This is a genomic window from Xanthomonas sp. NCPPB 3442, assembly GCF_056725145.1.
Genome location: NZ_CM161514.1, coordinates 28,401 through 46,428 on the forward strand (window position 1 = coordinate 28,401; position 18,028 = coordinate 46,428).

Sequence of the window (18,028 nt, forward strand, 5' to 3'; positions counted from 1 at the left end):
GGGCGCCCGCTCCAGGCGCCCTGCCCGGCCCGCCATGCAACCGCCGTACACGCAGCCGCGCGCTCACCCCGCCGTCCGACGCACGCTCTAAGATCGGGACTCCGCCGCACGAGGAGTTCCGATGCCCCGCAAGATCCTGTTGTGCCTGGCCGCGACGCTGGCCCTGGCCGGCTGCAAACGCGAACCCGCCGCTGCGCCCGGTGCGCCTGCCGCGCAGACGCCGACCGAGAGCGCGCCCACCGCGCCGGTCAGCCGCCACACCTTCTCCCCGGAAATGACCACCGGCGACTTCGCCGAACTGGTCAAGACACTGGCGTCGGACGACTTCGAAGGCCGCGGCCCGGGGACGCCGGGCGAAGAAAAGACCGTGACCTACATCCGCGACCAGATGCAGCGCATCGGGCTGCAGCCGGGCAATGGCGACAGCTGGTTCCAGGAAGTGCCGATGGTGGAAACCACCGCCGATGCATCCACCGCGCCCAGCCTGCGCAGCGGCGAGCAGACCCGCACCCTCGCCTTCGGCACCGACATCGTGGTCGGCACGCGCTCCGGCCAGGCCGAGGTCAAGCTGGACAACAGCGAGCTGGTGTTCGTCGGATACGGCGTGGACGCACCCGAGCAGCAGTGGAACGACTATGCCGGCCAGGAGTGGAAGGGCAAGACGGTGGTGATGTTCGTCAACGACCCGGGCTTCCACACCGACGATGCCAAGTTGTTCGATGGCAAGCGCATGACCTACTACGGGCGCTGGACTTACAAGTTCGAAGAAGCCGCACGCAAGGGCGCGGCTGCGGCGTTGATCGTGCACGACACGCCCGGCGCCAGCTACGGCTGGGACGTAGTGAAAAATTCCTGGTCCGGCCCGCAATACGACTTGCCGGCCAAGGACGACCCCGACCCGCGCCTGCCGGTGCAGGGCTGGATCAGCGCCGAAACCGCCAAGCAATTGTTCGCCAACGCCGGGTTGGACCTGGCGCAGGCCTACAAGGACGCCAGCAAGCGCGGCTTCAAGCCGGTGCCGTTGAAGGCCAGCTGGTCGGTCGATCTCAAGAGCACCATCGCGGCCAAGACCTCGCGTAATGTTGTCGGCGTGCTGCCGGGCACCAGCCACGCCGACGAGGCGGTGCTGTACATGGCGCACTGGGACCACCTGGGCAAGCATCCGGGCGAACGCGGCGACAACATCTACAACGGCGCGGTGGACAACGCCACCGGCGTGGCCGGCATCCTGGAAATTGCCGATGCATTCGCGCACCAGGATCCCAAGCCGGCGCGCTCGGTGGTGTTCCTGGCGGTCACGCTGGAAGAATCGGGCCTGCTCGGTTCCAAGTATTACGTGGCCAACCCGAGCTTCCCGCTGGACAAGATCGCGGCGGTGATAAATCTGGATGCGATGTCGGTGGCCGGGCGCGCACGCGATGTCACCGTGGTGGGCATGGGCAGCTCGGAGCTGGAGGACATCCTCAAGCCGATCGCCGCCATGCAGGGGCGCACCCTGCACGCAGAAGCCACCCCGCAAAGCGGCTCGTACTTCCGCTCGGATCACTTCAACTTCGCCAAGGCCGGCGTGCCGGCGTTGTATGCCGATGGCGGCGAAGACCTGCGCGAGGGCGGCACTGCCGCCGGACGTGCCGCGGCCGAGGACTACGGACGCCATCGTTATCACGCCCCGGGCGACGAATACGACGCCGCCACCTGGAAGCTCGATGGCACCATCGAAGACCTGCAGGTGGTCTATGGCGTGGGCAAGGAGGTCGCTGCCGGCGAACGTTGGCCCAACTGGTACCCCGGCAACCCGTTCAAGGCCGCGCGCGATCGCATGATGGCCGGCAAGCCTGGCGCGAGCGCGGCGAGCGCGCAGCCGGCCGACGCTGACAGCGCGGCCACGCAGACGCACAAGGCCCAATCTCCACGCTGAGGCTGCCGCGCCGTCATTGCCGCACGGTGTGGCACGACTGCATCAGCGGCCTGCCTTGCGCGACCATCGCCGGAAACCAGCTGTTACGCAAAAGGCCTCCCACCGGAGGCCTTTTGCGTTGCCTCATGTGAGGCCTCTGGCGATCAGCCACGCCACATCGCGCAGCTGCGATCTTGCGCGCTCAGGCGCCTGCACTGACCTTACATCTCAGCCCATGGATGGGACGCATGGCCATGCGGCAAGCGCGCATGCTCTGCGACGCTCGATCTACCCTACCCGCCTGGCAGACGAACGAGACGTGCGCCACTCAGTCGTTCTCTACGCTCACCACGTGACCGTCTTCCGGATCCACGTGCAGTTCGACCTTCTGCCCGTTGCGCTTGGCATCGGCCTTCCATAGGCCATCCTTGAACTTGAGGTCGTGCACATCGGCATAGCCGCCGGTGGAGAGCGATGCGCGCACGTCGGCTTCGCTGAGCTTGGAGGTGGTCTGGTCGCCATAGACGCGGCCGGTCACCGGATCGATGTGCACGTCCACGTCCTTGCCGTCGCCGCTACGCGCGTCTGCCGTCCAGACGCCATGCTCGAACTTGACGTCGTGCACCTTGGTGTAGCCCTTTGCGGTGAGCATGCTGGTGACCTCACCGGAGGTGAGCGCCTTGGCCGGCTTGTCGGCCGCCTGTGCCAACGCACCCTGCGACAGCAAGGCAAGGGCGCCGATCAGTGCGGTCTTCATCAATCGCTGTGTCATGGGAATGCTCCTGCAGTGAAGTGCGCTCATGCTGGAGGGCGGCCTATCGCCATCAGGTGAAAACGGGCAAGCGGCCGCAACGAAAGTTCAGTTAGCTGAAACGCCAAGGTGCTTGCTCACCTGCGATGCACGCGATGTTTACATCGACGCGGATGTCGCGGCTGAGCACGCATCGTGTGTTATCCACGATCGCAATCGCAGCAACGTGCGTGTGCTTCTCACCTTGCCGACACCGTATGCCCGCGCGCGCTGCGTGCGCTGGAAAAGCCGCCTTGCGGCGGCTTTGCTTGGCATCAGCGTGTCGTGCGTGCAGCGGATGTGCTTGTTGCCGAGGTCGATGCAGCGGAGCTGCGCGCTGCGGCAGTCGCAACCGGCGCACGCGTGGCGAGTGCGGCCTGTGGCGAGAGGATCGCCATCTGCGGCTTGTCGGTACCGTCCTTGTTGGGGTGCACGTTGTACGCGTAGCTGAGGTTCCACCACGAACCGGCCGCCCACCAGGTCCAGCCCAGCCACACGTCTGCATTGGTTTCCATGTGCGCCAACATGCCTTGCAGCGCCTGGTTGCACACCGCATTGTTGGCGGTGCCGAATTCGCCCAGAAAGCCGCGCTTGCGGTTGGTGCGCAGCCACTGCGTGAAGTTGCGCAGGCGCTCGGCGCCGATGGTGCTGCTGACACAGGTGCTGCTGGTGCCGCTGGAATCGGCATCCAGATACTGGTGCACTTCGAAGGCGTAGCGATTGAGCGGGTCGTAGATGGCGGTCAGCGCGGTGGCGTTGGAATAGCCATCGCTCGTGGGGGAATACCAACTGTGCGCGCCGGTCCACAATGCGCCGGGCACCAGAATCAGGTTATTGGCACCGGTCCTGCGGATGGCATCGATGGCGGCCTGCGCTGCGCCGGCCCATTCGCTGGCCGAAATATTGTTGGGCTCATTCATCAGCCCGAACATCACCGCGTTGTCGCTGTTGAACGCCAGCGCCAGACGACGCCAGAGATCGGTAAACGTGGCCACCGGTACTTCCGGGCCGCCGATCTTGTAGCCGTAATACTTGGCGTAGTTGTGGATATCGATGAGCAGATACATACCGGCTGCCTTGGCGCGTGCCACCGCCTGCTGCAGCAACGCGAGCTGTGCCGGGTCCAGTTCGCCGTTCGCGCTGGGCTGCAGCCGCTCCCACAGGATCGGCAGGCGGATGGTATTCATGCCGACACCGGCGAAATAGGTGTAATCGTTGGTCGCGGGGTACATATAGTCCTTGTTGAGGACTCCGGGCTTCTTGGAAGATGCGTACTCGGCACCTGACAGATTGACGCCGGCATAAGTGAGCGCGCGCGTCTGCGCGTGGGCCAGCGACAGGCTCCCGAACACGATGAAAAGCAGCGTAGAGCGCAGTAGCGCGCGCAACGAAAAGCAGACAGCAGACATGACACAACTCCTCAGACGGGGGCGATGCGGGTAAGTGCATGCGCGTTACGTGCGATGCACTGCATCGGTCTAAGTCAATGCATCAGCCGTGCCCAATTGCTGCCGGTGGCCAGTTCAGCGCCAATATGCGAACTGCATCGCAGTCACACTCTGCAAGGCGCGTTGTCGAGATTGATAGGCCGCACAAAAGCGCCAGATATGGGCCGGTATTTGCGCAAGTGCGGCACGGGTTCGTCCGTGCTGTCGACTTTGCGTCGTATAGAAGCGCCTGCCGTCAGTGGCATGACGTCATGTCCATGACGCCATGCCACATTGAAGTGCCACCGAGGTTGCAGGCATAGGCTGCCTCGATCTTTCCGCGAAAAGACCAGGAAAAGTGGCCAATCGCGGCAATGCTCAGCCCGGTAGAAAGCGCGCTCGCTACCGGATGGAAGAGCGACGTGTGATGACGATTGCCTGCGGCGCCCGCACGTGCCTGCACTGGCGCTATCGTTGCCAACAGCAGCGACAGCACCCACGTGCAGGCGTCAGGCGGGCGCGGCAGGCGCTTGGCGTGGATCACCTACGGTGTGGTTTGCGTGCCATCCGCGCCCAGCTGACGACTATTTGCTGGGCGCGTTGGTCGCGCTTAATCGGTAATCCGGCGCGCACGTGGGCCCAATATCGACATCTGCGGCTTGTCGCGCCCCTGCGCATCCGGTTGCACGTTGAACGGATACGCCCTGCTCCACCACGCGCCTGCCGCCCACCAGGACCAGCCCATCCACACATCGCTGTTGGATTCCATGTAGCCCAGCATGCCGTTGAGCGCGAGATTGCAGGTGGCCGTGTTGCCGGTACCGAATTCGGCAAGAAACCCGCGTTTTTTGTTCAGGCGCAGCCATTCGGTGAAGCTACGCAGGCGCTCGACCCCGATCGTGGCACTGACGCACCCGCCGCTGGTGCCGCTGGAATCGGCATCCAGATATTGATGCGCTTCGATGGCATACCGATTGAGCGGGTCGCGAATGGATGCCATCGCCACTGCATTGGATTGCCCGGCCACTGTGGAGTACCAGCTATGCGCGCCTGTCCATAACGCACCCGGCACCAGAATCAGATTGTTTGCACCGGTTTTACGAATGGTGTCGATCGACGCCTGCGCGGCTCTTGCCCACGCTTGCGGATCGATGTCGTAAGGCTCGTTCATCAGCCCGAAGATCACGGCGTTGTCGCTCTTGAAGGCGATCGCCAGCCGTCGCCATAGATCGTTGAAGGTGCTGATCGGCACTTTCGTGCTGCCGATGGTGTGGCCGTAATACTTGGCGTAGTTGTGCACATCCACGATCACGTACATGTTGGCCGCCTTGGCGTTGGCGACCGCCTGCCGGATCAACGCCAGCTGCGCCGGATCCAGCTCGCCGCCCGCTTTTGGCTGCAGCCGTTCCCACAGGATCGGCAGGCGAACCGTGTTCATGTGCTTGCCGGCGAAGTAGGCGTATTCGTCGGCCGCCGGATAGTGATAATCGATGTTGAGCACGCCGGGTTTTTGCGAGGATTTGATCTCGGCGCCGGATAGATTGATGCCTGCATACTTCAGGCCGGAAGTGCTTTGCGCCTGCGCGAGCGGCATGAGGGCAAGCAATAGCAAAGACAGCGCGCGGCAACGCGGCCGGCGCGTACGCGTGGTGAGGGATTTCATGGGGGAACTCCTGAGACTTCTGCGTGCGAAAGACCTGTGCAAGGACGGCGCGCTGATGCGGGTATGAGCTCGTTCGATGTAAGACAGCAACGCGTCCATCACCAGACTAGGCGTATACGCCCGCACAAACCACGGTTGAGAGGGATCAATCGGCCAAGCTGTGCAGTGACCCGCAGTTCTTGTGTTAGAGCGCGCACGCATGGCGCGAACGTACCGCACCGTTTGCACACGCTTCGAACAGTGGCGCGCATCGCCTGCGCGATGGCGTGCTGTACATCGCGGGCGAATGCAGCTGCATTCGTGCAATGCCTTTGCGCTGCAGCGCCTATCTGTCCATCACGATGGGTTGCCTGATTGGCGATGCTGTCGCCGGGCAATGCCAGCCACAGCGGCAGACAGTGCGCAGGTTTAGTGCGGACGTCGACGCGATAGCGCGGATTGGATGAGATCGCTCGCGCGTCGTCCATGCATCGTGGCGCGCAGGCGTCGCATCAGGGCGTCGCCGAGACGGCAGCCTCGCACTGCAAGTTGCACCAGCGCATGGACGATATGGCCAGCGCTCGATACCGGGCTGTTGCATGCGATCGAACAGCGCACATCGGCAACACGCAGCGCGTGAGCTGGCGCGCGATTGCCTCTGCCTTCTGCTGCCCGCAGCGAGCCAGCGGCGGTCTGCCCTTCTCCGAAGCAGGCGGCCCCACGCGCTGCGGCAACGACAAAAAAGTGGCCGCAACACCGGTTGCGACCACCTCTGGCTGCGCCGCTGCTTACCTGCCGGCGCGGCGTGCGTACTTGCTCAGGATCGCCATCTGCGGCTTGTCGCTGCCGTCCTTGCCCGGTTGCACGTTGAAGGGATAGTCCGGCTTCCACCAGGCGCCCGCCGCCCACCAGGTCCAGCCCAGCCACACGTCGCTGTTCTTTTCCATGTAGGTCAGCATGCCTTCCAGCGCCTTGTCGCAGACCGGATTGTTGGCCGTGGCGAATTCGCCCAGAAAACCCTTCTGCTTGTTCTCGCGCAACCACGAAGTGAAGCCCTGCAGCTTTTCTTGGCCTACCGAGTCGCTGGTGCACACCGGCTTGGTGCCGCTGTAGTCCTTGTCCAGGTACTGATGCGCTTCGAAGGCCAGGTTGTTGCCCGGGTCCTTGAGGATTTCCAGCGCCTTTGCGTTGGAGACGCCGTAGCTGGTGCTGCGCCAGCTGTGTGCGCCGGTGTAGGCGGTGCCCGGCACCAGGATCAGGTTCTTCGCGCCGGTCTTGCGGATCGCGTTGATCGCCCCCTGCGCGGCATTGGCCCAGTCGGGTGCGGAAATGCCATTGGGCTCGTTCATCAGCCCGAAGATCACCGCCTTGTCGTCCTTGAACTCCAGCGCCAGCCGGCGCCACAGATCGGCCAACGCGCCGGCCGGCACATCGCTGGTGCCGATGCGCTTGCCGTTGTACGTGGCGTAGTTGTGCAGATCCAGGATCAGGTATTGCTTGTTGGCCTTGGCTGCTTCAAGCGACTTCTTGATCAAGCCCAATTGGGCCTGGTCCAGCTGACCATTGAGCTCGGGCTGTACGCGTTCCCACAGGAACGGCAGGCGGATCGTATTCATGCCCTTGCCGGCGAAATAGCTGAAATCCGAGGCGGCAGGGTAGGTGTAGTCCTTGAACAAGGTGCCAGGCTTCTTGCGCGAGTTGAACTCGGCGCCGGACAGATTGACGCCGACATACTTCAGGCCAGCGGTGTCCTTCCTGGGGCCGGGCGGCTCCTTGGCCTGGACCAGTGGGGCGGCGGCGAGCAAGGTCAACGCGAGCGCGGCGATGCGCAAGCGGGGAAAGTGCGGGGGAGTGCGGAACATGGAAGTCTCCTTCGGCATCGACGTGGGCGGCCGCGGGGGAGGGCACGGCCAGCGCAGATGGTGCAGCGCCATCTGCTGCTGCGTGAGTCTGGGAGCTCGCACGTTAGTGCGCCATTCACGCGCATGGCGCGGATTTGACCGCCTGCGAACACGCGCAAGGCGCATCATGCTGCTGCGCTCGCGTTCGCAAGAGACCAGGTAAGACGCACTGTCGCAGGAGTGCGACATCTGCGCGTTTTAAGCTACCGACCCTTTCTCCCCGTTGTTGGCGCGCCTTGCCGACGACGCAACACCCCCCGGAGTTTTCCCATGAGCACAGCCCACGCCTACGCTGCCCAGGCCGCCGATCAACCACTTGCCCCGTTCGTGTTCGAACGCCGCGCGCCCGGCCCCAACGACGTGCAGATCGACATCGCCTACTGCGGCGTGTGTCACTCGGACCTGCATACCGCACGCAACGAATGGCACAACACGCTGTACCCCTCGGTGCCCGGCCACGAGATCGTCGGCCGCGTGACCGCCGTCGGCAATGCGGTCACCGGCTTCAAGGTCGGCGACCTGGCCGGTGTCGGCTGCATGGTCGACAGCTGCCGCAGCTGCGCCTCCTGCCAGGAAGGCGAAGAACAGTATTGCGAACAGGGGTTCACCGGCACCTACAACGGGCCGATGTTCGGCGGCGGCGAGAACACCTACGGCGGCTATTCCGACCATATCGTGGTCGACCAGAAATACGTGCTGCGCATCACCCACAGCGACAACCTGGCCGCGGTGGCACCGTTGCTGTGCGCCGGCATCACCACCTATTCGCCGCTGGCACACTGGAAGGTGGGTCCGGGCCAGAAGGTGGGCGTGGTCGGCCTGGGCGGCCTGGGCCACATGGCGGTGAAGATCGCCAAGGCGATGGGCGCCACCGTGGTGTTGTTCACCACCTCCGAGAGCAAGCGCGCCGATGCGCTGCGCCTGGGCGCCAGCGAAGTGGTGATCTCCAAGGACGAAGCGCAGATGGCCGCGCAGTACAACACCCTGGACTTCATCCTCAACACCGTGGCCGCGCCGCACAACCTGGACCCGTTCCTCAACGCGCTCAAGCGCGACGGCGCCATGGTGCTGGTCGGCGTGCCCGAGCAGTCGCACCCGTCGCCGGCGGTGTTCAACCTGGTGATGAAGCGCCGCACCCTGGCCGGCTCGCTGATTGGCGGCATCCGCCAGACCCAGGAAATGCTGGATTTCTGCGCCAAGCACAACATCGTCTCGGACATCGAAACCATCCGCGCCGACCAGATCAACGAGGCCTACGAGCGCATGCTCAAGAGCGACGTGAAGTACCGCTTCGTGATCGATATGGCCACGCTGGATAAGGCGGCCTGAGTAGTTGTTACGTCACGCTGTAATGTTGCCGTCTGCGTCGCTGTCGATGCGGACGGTAATACACCTCGCTACTCTGCTGGCGAGCTAATCAACGATGTGGATAGAGGGTTCCTTTGTGCATAGAACGTTGATGCACTCAGAGTGGTCAGCGATGAAAAACTCCATAACTTCGCCGTAGAATCCTGTTGGAATATACGACTCAAGTACTTCATCGTGCTGGCTCCAACCGCCAAAGAGAACCTGTGAGACGGTTGCTCCCTCTATCTCATCAAATGATTCCATATTGCAGCGCCAGAATTCAGAGAAATCGCGTTCGTCCAGTATCTTTACGCCGACCACATCGCTAAAAATGATTTGGACAGTCCTATTAGAGGCATGGGCGGTCAAGTGTACGACGCAGCAGTTTTTTTCATAAACGATTTTCGAAACTGATGTGTACTCAGGTAAAACTGAGCTAGGCAGGCTCCGCAAGGTTAATTTCTTCATGTCTACGTCTAATCGACCCGAGTCTCGGTTTGGCTTGTAGTGATTCTCGTTGAAGCCGAACGTGTAGAACCCGGCAAAACAAGACGTTGATTTCGCAAAACCAGCAATAATCGCCTGAATAGTGATCGGGCTGTTGAGTGATTCCGAAACGAGTTCCTTCAGATGAATCGATGCAAAGTGCCGTGCACTTCTCTCTCACCAGGCTGCCACACGCTTCGACGGAGAGAAGCGTACGGGCAGCGCAAGGTTATGTGACATGCCCAAGCTAAGAGCGCAGCTTGCCTGTACCCTCGGGCATCATTGAGTTCGTTGATCTTTAGATGTCGAATGCGAGGCGCAACGTCCAGCTCAGGTATTGCTAGTTCTATCTCACGTAGCTCTTGAGGCGCGACTTCGGGGTCTCTGTAGGAAAGATTCTTCGCCTTGCTGAGCTAGGCGCGATCCATATGCTCCTCATCACCCTCATGCCGCAGCCGGCTCCTTGACCTGCGCGTTCACCCCCAGCAGCTGCACGATGCTTCCCGCCGCATCGCGGCCTTCGGCCACTGCGGTGACCACCAGGTCCGCACCGCGCACGCAGTCGCCGCCGGCGAACAGGCGCGGGTTGCTGGTCTGGTAGGGCAGGCGGCCGTTGCCGTCGGCCGGGGCGACGATGCGGCCGTTGCTGCCGGCTTCCACGCCCTGCGAGGACAACCAGTCGGGCAGGGTGGGCGAGAAGCCGAAGGCGATGATTACCACGTCCGCTTCCAGCAGCGATTCGCTGCCTTCCACCGGCACCGCATTGCGGCGGCCGCTGGCGTCGGGCTCACCCAGCTTGGTTTCCACCACGGTCACGCCGATGGCTTCGTCGTCGGCGCCGGATTCGATCGACAGCGGCTGGCGGTTGAACAAAAAGCGCACGCCTTCTTCGCGCGCGTTGGCCACCTCGCGCGCCGAGCCGGGCATGCTGGCTTCGTCGCGGCGGTAGGCGCAGGTGACCTTGGCCGCGCCCAGGCGAATGGCGCTGCGCACGCAGTCCATGCCGGTATCGCCGCCGCCCAGCACCACCACGCGCTTGCCGCTGAGGTCGGGCAGGGCGAGCTGGTCTTCCCAGCCGGCGATCGGCCGGCCGTGCGGGTCGTTGCCGCTGACGATGCGGCTGTTCTGCACCAGGAACGGCAGCGCCGGCAGCACGTTCTTCAGGTCTTGCCCGGGCAGGCCGCCGTCGGTGTAGCGATAGGCGCCGGTCCCTAAGAACACCGCATCGTATTCGCCCAGCAACTGCTCGATGCTGACGTCCTTACCGATCTCCACGCCCAGGCGGAACTGCACGCCCATGCCTTCGAGGATCTCGCGGCGCTTGCCGATCACCGACTTGTCCAGCTTGAAGCTGGGGATGCCGAACTGCAGCAGCCCGCCGATCTGCTCATAGCGGTCGTAGACCACCGCCTCGATGCCGGCACGCGCCAGCCGGTCCGCACACGCCAGCCCAGCCGGGCCGGCGCCGATCACCGCCACGCGGTGGCCGGTCGGCTGCACGTTGCCCAGATCCGGGCGCCAGCCCATCTTGAAGGCGGTGTCGACGATGTACTTCTCCACCGCGCCGATGGTGACTGCGCCGAATTCCTCCAGCGTGCAGCTGCCTTCGCACAGGCGGTCCTGCGGACACACCCGCCCGCACACTTCCGGCAGCGGGTTGGTGGAATGGCATAGCGCGGCGGCTTCCTCGATGCGGTTTTCCTGCACCAGCTGCAGCCACTGCGGGATGGCGTTGTGTACCGGGCATTTCCAGCTGCAATACGGGTTACCGCAGTCCAGGCAACGGCCGGCCTGGTATTGCGCATCGGCCTTGTCGAACTTGCCGTACAACTCGCCCCAGTCGCCGGAGGTGCGCAGTTCCACCGGAATGCGCGTGGGCATGGTCCGGGGCAGGTCGAGGAATTGGAAGGCTTGCTTGCGGCTCATAGGGGCTGGGATTCGGGAGTTGGGATTGGGGATTCGCAACAGCGGGCGACATGGGTCTGACGCAGTGCGAATCTCGAACAGCAATCGACGCGTGAGAGCAGGGAGTGGAGATTCGGACATCGGGATTTGCCAAGGCGACGACAGGTCGCATGGCTTGAGCGAATCCCCAATCCCGAATCCCCAATCCCGTCACTCAGGCCGCCCGCCTGAGTGACTCCGTCAGCGACTCGATGCTGGCGGCCTTGGGTTTGACCAGCCAGAACTTGCCGATGTAGTCGCGGAACTCGTCCAGGATCTGCTGCGCCCAGATGCTGCCGGTCAGCTCGCGGTGGCGGCTGATCAGCGTATGCAGATGCTGGCGATGGTTCTCGAAGCCTTCGGCCGAGACGCGGTGGATGTCGATGAGCTCGTGGTTGTAGCGGTCCACGAAGTCGCGTTCGATATCCAGCACGTAGGCCAGGCCACCGGTGAAGCCGGCGCCGAAGTTCAGGCCCACCTTGCCCAGCACCAGCACGATGCCATCGGTCATGTATTCGCAGCAGTGGTCGCCGGCGCCTTCCACCACCGCCAGCGCGCCGGAGTTGCGCACCGCAAAGCGCTCGCCCGCCCGCCCGGCCGCGAACAGCTCGCCGCCGGTGGCGCCGTACAGGCAGGTGTTGCCGACGATCGGCGTGTTGCGTGCCTCGAAGCGCGCGCCGCGCGGCGGACGCACCACCAATCGCCCGCCGGCCATGCCCTTGCCGACGTAGTCGTTGGCTTCGCCTTCCAACTCCAGCTGCAGGCCACCGGCGTTGAACGCGCCGAAGCTCTGCCCGGCGGTGCCGCGGAAGCGCAGATTCAAGGGCGCATCGCTCATGCCGTGGTTGCCGTGCACGCGCGCGATGGCGCCGGACAGGCGTGCGCCGATCGAGCGGTCGGTGTTGTGGATCAGGAAGCGATGGTCGCCACCGCTCTTGTGCGCGATCGCATCGGCGAGCAAGCCATCCATCTGCGTGGCCAGGCTGTCGGGCGATTCGTACAGGCGCTGGGCGGCGCAGTGGCTGCCGTCGTAGCGGGCATGCGTGAGCAGGCGCGAGAGGTCGACCTTGACGCCGGGGCGCGGCGAAACCTCCAGCTGTTCCAGCAGGTCGGTGCGGCCGACGATCTCGTCCAGCGAGCGCACGCCCAGGTACGACAGCCACTGGCGCACTTCTTCGGCCAGCAGGCGGAAGAAGTGCTCCACCCGCTCCGGCAGGCCGGTGAAGTAGCCGGCGCGCAGGCGCTCGTCCTGGGTGGCCACGCCGGTGGCGCAGTTGTTGAGGTGGCAGATGCGCAGGTACTTGCAGCCCAGCACGATCATCGGCGCGGTGCCGAAGCCGAAGCTGTCGGCGCCGAGCAGCGCGGCCTTGACCACGTCCAGGCCGGTCTTCAGGCCGCCATCGGTCTGCAGAATGGTGCGCTCGCGCAGATCGTTGGCCACCAGCGCCTGGTGCGACTCGGCCACGCCCAGTTCCCACGGCACGCCGGCATAGCGGATCGAACTGACCGGGCTGGCACCGGTGCCGCCGTCATGGCCGGACACGGTGATCAGATCGGCGCCGGCCTTGACCACGCCGGCGGCAATCGTGCCGACGCCGGCATGCGCCACCAGCTTCACCGAGACCAGCGCCGTCGGGTTGACCTGCTTGAGGTCGTAGATCAGCTGCGCCAGGTCTTCGATGGAATAGATGTCGTGATGCGGCGGCGGGCTGATCAGGCCGATGCCGGGCTTGGCGTAGCGCAGCCGGGCGATCAGTTCGTTGACCTTGTGGCCGGGCAGCTGGCCGCCCTCGCCTGGCTTGGCGCCCTGGGCGACCTTGATCTGCAGCACCTCGGCATTGACCAGGTATTCCGGGGTCACGCCGAAGCGGCCGGAGGCCACCTGCTTGATCTTGGAGCGCTTCTCGGTGCCGTAGCGGGCCGGATCTTCGCCGCCTTCGCCGGAGTTGCTGCGCCCGCCCAGGCGGTTCATCGCAATGGCCAGCGCTTCGTGCGCCTCGGGCGACAACGCGCCCAGGCTGATGGCGGCGCTGTCGAAGCGCCGCAGCACATCTTCGGCCGGGGCGACCTGATCCAGTGGCGTCGGGGTGTCGGCACGCTTGAGCTGCACCAGGTCGCGCAGCGTGGAGGCCGGGCGCGCATGCACCGCGTCCACGTACTTCTGCCAATCGCCGGCATCGCCGGTGCGGGTGGCGCGCTGCAGCGTCATGACCACGTCGGGGTTGTACATGTGGTACTCGCCGCCGTGCACGTACTTCAGCAGCCCGCCCACTTCCGGCTTGAGCTGGTCGTTCCAGGCGCGCACGGTCAGCTCGCGCGCCTCGGTGTCCAGCCGTGCCAGATCCACGCCGCCGATGCGCGCCGGGGTGTCGGCAAAGCACAGGTCCACCACATCCGGGTCCAGCCCGACAATCTCGAACAGCTGCGCACCGCGATAGCTGGCGATGGTGCAGATACCCATCTTGGAGATGATCTTGGACAGGCCCTTGTAGATGCCTTTGCGGTAGCGGCGGCCGATCTGCGACTGCTCGCCACCCTTGCTCAGTTGCAGGATGCCGCGCCGACCCAGGTCGAACAGCGTCTGGTAGGCCAGGTACGGATACACCGCGGTGGCGCCGACGCCGAGCAGGCAGGCCATGTGGTGCGGGTCGCGCGCGGTGCCGGTCTCGATGATCAGGTTGACGTCGCAGCGCAGGCCTACCTTGCACAGGTGGTGATGCACCGCGCCGGTGGCCAGCAGCGCATGCGCCATCGGCCGGTCCGGCACCGGGTAACGGTCCGACAGCAGCAGCATCACCGCGCCGTCGCGCGCGGCGGCTTCCACCTCCTGGCAGATGCGCTCCAGCCCGGCCTTGAGGCCTTCTTCCAGGCTGTAGGACAAGTCGATCAGGCGGTTGCGCTCGACGTACTGCTCCATCTTCAGCAGCTGGCGCAGCTTGCGCTGGCTGAGCACCGGCGAGTTGAGGATGACGTGGTTCACCGTCTCCGCACCGGCGTGGAAGATATTGGTCTCCCTGCCGAGCTGGGTGGTGAGCGACATCGCGATGCCTTCGCGCAGCGGGTCGATCGGCGGGTTGGTGACCTGCGCGAACGCCTGGCGGAAGTAGTCATATAGCGGCCGGGTCTGGCGGCTGAGCACCGCCATCGGGGTGTCGTCGCCCATCGAGCCGGTGGCTTCCTGCTCGGTCTCGGCCAGCGGGCGCAGCACCTGTTCCACTTCCTCGGTGCTGAGCTGGAACAGCTTGTGATAGCTGCGCAGGGTCTGCTCGCTGAAGGGTTCTTCCACCAGCGAGGGGTCGATCAGCTCGGTCTGCAGGTAGGTCACGCCCTGCTGCAGCCATTGCTTGTACGGCGCGCGCGCGCGGTTGATGCGGTCGATGGCATCGGAATCGAGCAGGTCGCCGCGCTTGAGGTCGATGGCCATCATCTCGCCCGGGCCCAGCTTGCCCTTGCGGGTGATGCGCTCGGCCGGCAATTCCCACACGCCGGCTTCGGAGGCGACCAGGAAGTGGCGGTCGGAGGTCAGCATCCAGCGCGCCGGGCGCAGGCCGTTGCGGTCGAGCATGCAGGCCGCGTAGCGGCTGTCGCAGGCCACGATGCCGGCCGGGCCGTCCCAGGGTTCGGTATTGAGGCCGTAGAACTCGTAGAACGCGGCCAGGTCGGCGTCCTTGAACTCCAGCGACTGGGTCGCCGGCGGCACTAGGATGCGCAGCGCCTGCAGCAGGTCCATGCCACCGGCGATCAGCAGCTCCAGCATGTTGTCCAGGCTCTGCGAATCGGAGCCGTGCATGGAGATCACCGGATCGAATTCGGCAATGTCAAAGCGCGGGGTCTGCCACACCTTGCTACGCGCCTGCGCCCAGCGCCGGTTGCCTTCGATGGTGTTGATTTCCCCGTTGTGCGCGAGCAGCCGGAACGGGTGCGCCAACGGCCAGCGCGGCAGCGTGTTGGTGGAAAAGCGCTGGTGAAAGACAATTGCGCTGGAGGACAGGTCGCTGCGCTGCAGGTCCGGGTAGAACGTGCTCAGCTTGTCCGGCAGCACCATGCCCTTGTAGCTGATGCCGTTGGGCGAGAGGGTGGTGACGTAGAAGTCCGGCACGCCCTGCAGCTGCTGCTCGGCGCGACGGCGTGCCAGGAACAGCGCCAGGGTAAAGCCGTCTTCGGTCTGCTCCGCACCGGCATCGACGAATACCTGCTCGATGCGCGGCAAGGTGTCGCGCGCCAGCTGGCCGCACACGCTGTCGTCGGTGGGCACCACGCGCCAGCCGCGCAGCTGCACGCCGGCGGCCTGCAGCTGCGCTTCCAGTTCGGCGCGACATCGCGCGGCGTCGGCCTCGTCCAGCGGCAGGAACACCACACCGGCCGCGTAGCGCGTGCCCAGGGGGATGCCGGCATCGCGCGCGAGCCCGCGCAGGAATGCATCGGGTTTGCGAATCAGCAGGCCGCAGCCATCGCCGGTGAGCCCGTCGGCGGCGACACCGCCGCGGTGGGTCATGCGCGAGAGCGCCGCAATCGCGGTATCCACCAGCGCGCGGGAGGGTTGGTCGTCCAACTGGGCGACCATGCCAAAACCACACGCGTCGCGCTCGTCGCGCACGCTGTTGTAGAGACCGTAGTCGTTGAGCCCTTGGCGAGTGCGGGGGGCCATGTCTGCCTCTTTGCGATCTTAGGAGAGCGGCGACGACGTCGCAGCGCTCGATCCGTGGAGCGTTCGAAGAGGTCACCGGATGATCGACTAGACCACAGTTGATGCGGTGCCGCAATACACCGTTACAGCTGCAACGAGAACCGCTGCAACCCCTTGTGCCAGCAGGCTTGGCGCCGGTCTTGCGACAGGCGCCAAGGCCGTCTCAGCCGCAGCGCACCGAGGTGATCACGTTCTTGGCGTCCACTTCCAGATTGAGCCGTTCGCCATTGAATTCCATGGTGGTCATCTGGCCGGGTTTGAGCACACGCACCGACTTGGCGCCGGCATCGCTGCGTGCCTGTTCGCCCACCGCATCGGTCAACGGCTGGCCCACCAGCGATTGCACCTGGGTGGCATCGCAAGTGCCGATCGGCGGCGCTTCCGGCGCTGCATCCGGTGCGGGCGCAGCGGCTTGTTCGGCCGCGTGCTGGGCCTTGGCGGTGACGGCTTCCTGCTCATCGGGTTGCGGTTTGTTGCAGGCAGTCAATGCAGCCAGCATCACCAGGGTGCAGGTCAGGCGAGCAACAGGTAGAACAGCGCGCATCGATCACTCCAGCAAAGGGGGATGCCCAAGCATAAGCACAAAGTCACGCGACGGGCATGGCTTGCGCACACGGCGTTGTCGTAGCGTTGACGCAGCCTAGTCTTGCTGCGGCCAACAATCGCGGCCAGTCCCTCGACCTGTGCGCAATGAAAGCCAAACGTGTTGTTCGCAATGCCGCAGTCGCCGTCAGTACGGCCGGCAAGCTCGCGGCGGTCGCCACCGGCGCCGCCGTCGCCACGGCCGCTGTGGCAAGCGCAGCCGCTGTGGCGCAGGCCAAGGCGACCGCGCGTGCGGCCGGGCTGACCTATGTCAACGACCAACAGCCCGGCATCAGTCGCCGCAAGGCCGGCAAGAGCTTCAGTTACCGCGATGCCGACGGGCAACGCATCGCCGATGCCGACACCTTGCAGCGCATCCGTTCGCTGGCGATTCCGCCGGCCTATACCGACGTGTGGATCTGCGCCAAGCCCAATGGCCACCTGCAGGCCACCGGGCGCGATGCGCGGCGGCGAAAGCAATACCGCTATCACGCCGACTGGGCGCAGGTCCGCGGCGAAGGCAAGTTCGAACGCGTGATCGCCTTCGGCACTGCACTGCCCAAGTTGCGGCGGCGGTTGCGTCGCGATCTGGTGCTGCCGGGATTCCCGCGCGAAAAGGTGCTGGCGATCGTGGTGGCGTTGCTGGCCGACACCCTGGTGCGCGTCGGCAATGCCGAATACGCGCGCAGCAATCGCTCCTACGGGCTGACCACGCTGCGCAACCGGCACATGGAATTTCTGAAAGGCGGGCGCGCGCGGCTGAAGTTCCGTGGCAAGAGCGGCCAGGACCACGATATCGAAGTGGACGACAAGCAACTGGTCAAACTGATCCGGCAATGCCAGCAGCTGCCGGGGCAGTCGCTGTTCCAGTACCGCGACGACGACGGCCAGTTGCAGCCGGTGGATTCGGGCGAGGTCAACGACTATTTGCGCGAGGCCATGGGCGAAGACTTCACCGCCAAGGATTTCCGCACCTGGGGCGGCACATTGGCCGCGCTGCAACGCCTGGCCCGGCTGCCGCTGCCGGAGCGCAGCAGCGAACGTGCGCTCAAGCAAGTGCAGAACGATGTCATCCGCGAAGTGGCCGACGCCTTGGGCAATACGCCCTCGGTGTGTCGCAAGGCCTACATCGACCCATGCGTCTTCGAAGGCTGGCGTGCGGGCCAGCTGCAGGCCATGGCCACCGGTGTGCGTGGCGAGCGCCAGTGGGAAGCGGCCACGCTGAAGTTTTTGAGCGCTTCGCGCAGCAGGCTCAAGACGCAGTCGACGTCTGCGGCAAGGCGCAAGTCGGCGTAAGCGGCCGAGGCTGACACGCCACGGCATTC

At 64.8% G+C, this 18,028-nt stretch carries 12 protein-coding genes and 1 pseudogene; 3 read left to right on the forward strand and 10 right to left on the reverse strand.

Annotation, left to right across the window (positions count from 1 at the left end; genetic code table 11):
- Positions 1-121 precede the first annotated feature (121 nt).
- Entirely contained in the window at positions 122-1,918 is a 1,797-nt protein-coding gene (locus AC1POX_RS00135; protein WP_029818099.1) for a M28 family metallopeptidase, read from the forward strand.
- Positions 1,919-2,225: 307 nt separating this feature from the next.
- On the opposite strand, the gene AC1POX_RS00140 is transcribed toward AC1POX_RS00135, so the two are convergent.
- The 6 genes and pseudogenes from AC1POX_RS00140 to AC1POX_RS00165 all read right to left on the reverse strand — a co-directional run bounded on the left by AC1POX_RS00140 (position 2,226) and on the right by AC1POX_RS00165 (position 7,618).
- Positions 2,226-2,669: a PepSY domain-containing protein gene (locus tag AC1POX_RS00140; protein WP_011345787.1), complete on the reverse strand. Its 444-nt coding sequence runs from the start codon at positions 2,667-2,669 to the stop codon at positions 2,226-2,228.
- Between the two features lie 293 nt (positions 2,670-2,962).
- Positions 2,963-4,096, reverse strand: coding sequence for a glycoside hydrolase family 5 protein (locus AC1POX_RS00145; protein ID WP_008572930.1), 1,134 nt, complete (start codon positions 4,094-4,096; stop codon positions 2,963-2,965).
- 274 nt (positions 4,097-4,370) lie between these two features.
- Positions 4,371-4,658: a hypothetical protein gene (locus AC1POX_RS00150; protein ID WP_218507372.1), complete on the reverse strand. Its 288-nt coding sequence runs from the start codon at positions 4,656-4,658 to the stop codon at positions 4,371-4,373.
- Positions 4,659-4,724: 66 nt separating this feature from the next.
- Positions 4,725-5,777: a glycoside hydrolase family 5 protein gene (locus AC1POX_RS00155; RefSeq protein WP_014088879.1), complete on the reverse strand. Its 1,053-nt coding sequence runs from the start codon at positions 5,775-5,777 to the stop codon at positions 4,725-4,727.
- A gap of 132 nt (positions 5,778-5,909) precedes the next feature.
- Positions 5,910-6,311 (reverse strand): annotated as a pseudogene (locus tag AC1POX_RS00160) (hypothetical protein); the annotation flags it as partial.
- 233 nt (positions 6,312-6,544) lie between these two features.
- Positions 6,545-7,618 (reverse strand): glycoside hydrolase family 5 protein, encoded by a 1,074-nt coding sequence (locus AC1POX_RS00165; protein ID WP_218502466.1) that lies wholly within the window; start codon positions 7,616-7,618, stop codon positions 6,545-6,547.
- Positions 7,619-7,927: 309 nt separating this feature from the next.
- Between AC1POX_RS00165 and AC1POX_RS00170 the strand changes: the two genes are divergently transcribed.
- The gene (locus AC1POX_RS00170; protein WP_184423030.1) at positions 7,928-8,986 is read left to right on the forward strand and encodes an NAD(P)-dependent alcohol dehydrogenase; all 1,059 of its coding nucleotides are present in this window, start codon (positions 7,928-7,930) and stop codon (positions 8,984-8,986) included.
- An 84-nt stretch (positions 8,987-9,070) separates the two neighbouring features.
- On the opposite strand, the gene AC1POX_RS00175 is transcribed toward AC1POX_RS00170, so the two are convergent.
- From AC1POX_RS00175 to AC1POX_RS00190, 4 genes are all read right to left on the reverse strand, one after another.
- On the reverse strand, positions 9,071-9,472 hold the full coding sequence (locus AC1POX_RS00175; RefSeq protein ID WP_126952716.1) for a hypothetical protein: 402 nt from the start codon (positions 9,470-9,472) through the stop codon (positions 9,071-9,073).
- A gap of 462 nt (positions 9,473-9,934) precedes the next feature.
- Complete coding sequence (locus tag AC1POX_RS00180; RefSeq protein WP_218543334.1) at positions 9,935-11,416, reverse strand: FAD-dependent oxidoreductase; 1,482 nt, start codon at positions 11,414-11,416, stop codon at positions 9,935-9,937.
- A gap of 193 nt (positions 11,417-11,609) precedes the next feature.
- A complete protein-coding gene (gene gltB, locus AC1POX_RS00185) occupies positions 11,610-16,082 on the reverse strand; it encodes a glutamate synthase large subunit (RefSeq protein ID WP_372356598.1) in 4,473 nt (1,490 codons plus the stop codon).
- A gap of 202 nt (positions 16,083-16,284) precedes the next feature.
- Positions 16,285-16,665 (reverse strand): I78 family peptidase inhibitor, encoded by a 381-nt coding sequence (locus tag AC1POX_RS00190; protein ID WP_011345797.1) that lies wholly within the window; start codon positions 16,663-16,665, stop codon positions 16,285-16,287.
- 56 nt (positions 16,666-16,721) lie between these two features.
- Here AC1POX_RS00190 and AC1POX_RS00195 point away from each other — a divergent pair, with 56 nt between their 5' ends.
- Entirely contained in the window at positions 16,722-17,999 is a 1,278-nt protein-coding gene (locus tag AC1POX_RS00195) for a DNA topoisomerase IB (RefSeq protein ID WP_218499415.1), read from the forward strand.
- Positions 18,000-18,028: the final 29 nt, after the last annotated feature.

Coding starts and splice junctions, on each gene's coding strand:
- AC1POX_RS00175 (WP_126952716.1), bottom strand. CDS start 9,472: ATGAAGAAATTAACCTTGCGGAGCCTGCCTAGCTCAGTTTTACCTGAG.
- AC1POX_RS00190 (WP_011345797.1), bottom strand. CDS start 16,665: ATGCGCGCTGTTCTACCTGTTGCTCGCCTGACCTGCACCCTGGTGATG.
- AC1POX_RS00145 (WP_008572930.1), bottom strand. CDS start 4,096: ATGTCTGCTGTCTGCTTTTCGTTGCGCGCGCTACTGCGCTCTACGCTG.
- AC1POX_RS00140 (WP_011345787.1), bottom strand. CDS start 2,669: ATGACACAGCGATTGATGAAGACCGCACTGATCGGCGCCCTTGCCTTG.
- AC1POX_RS00180 (WP_218543334.1), bottom strand. CDS start 11,416: ATGAGCCGCAAGCAAGCCTTCCAATTCCTCGACCTGCCCCGGACCATG.
- AC1POX_RS00135 (WP_029818099.1), top strand. CDS start 122: ATGCCCCGCAAGATCCTGTTGTGCCTGGCCGCGACGCTGGCCCTGGCC.
- gltB (WP_372356598.1), bottom strand. CDS start 16,082: ATGGCCCCCCGCACTCGCCAAGGGCTCAACGACTACGGTCTCTACAAC.
- AC1POX_RS00165 (WP_218502466.1), bottom strand. CDS start 7,618: ATGTTCCGCACTCCCCCGCACTTTCCCCGCTTGCGCATCGCCGCGCTC.
- AC1POX_RS00170 (WP_184423030.1), top strand. CDS start 7,928: ATGAGCACAGCCCACGCCTACGCTGCCCAGGCCGCCGATCAACCACTT.
- AC1POX_RS00195 (WP_218499415.1), top strand. CDS start 16,722: ATGGCTTGCGCACACGGCGTTGTCGTAGCGTTGACGCAGCCTAGTCTT.
- AC1POX_RS00155 (WP_014088879.1), bottom strand. CDS start 5,777: ATGAAATCCCTCACCACGCGTACGCGCCGGCCGCGTTGCCGCGCGCTG.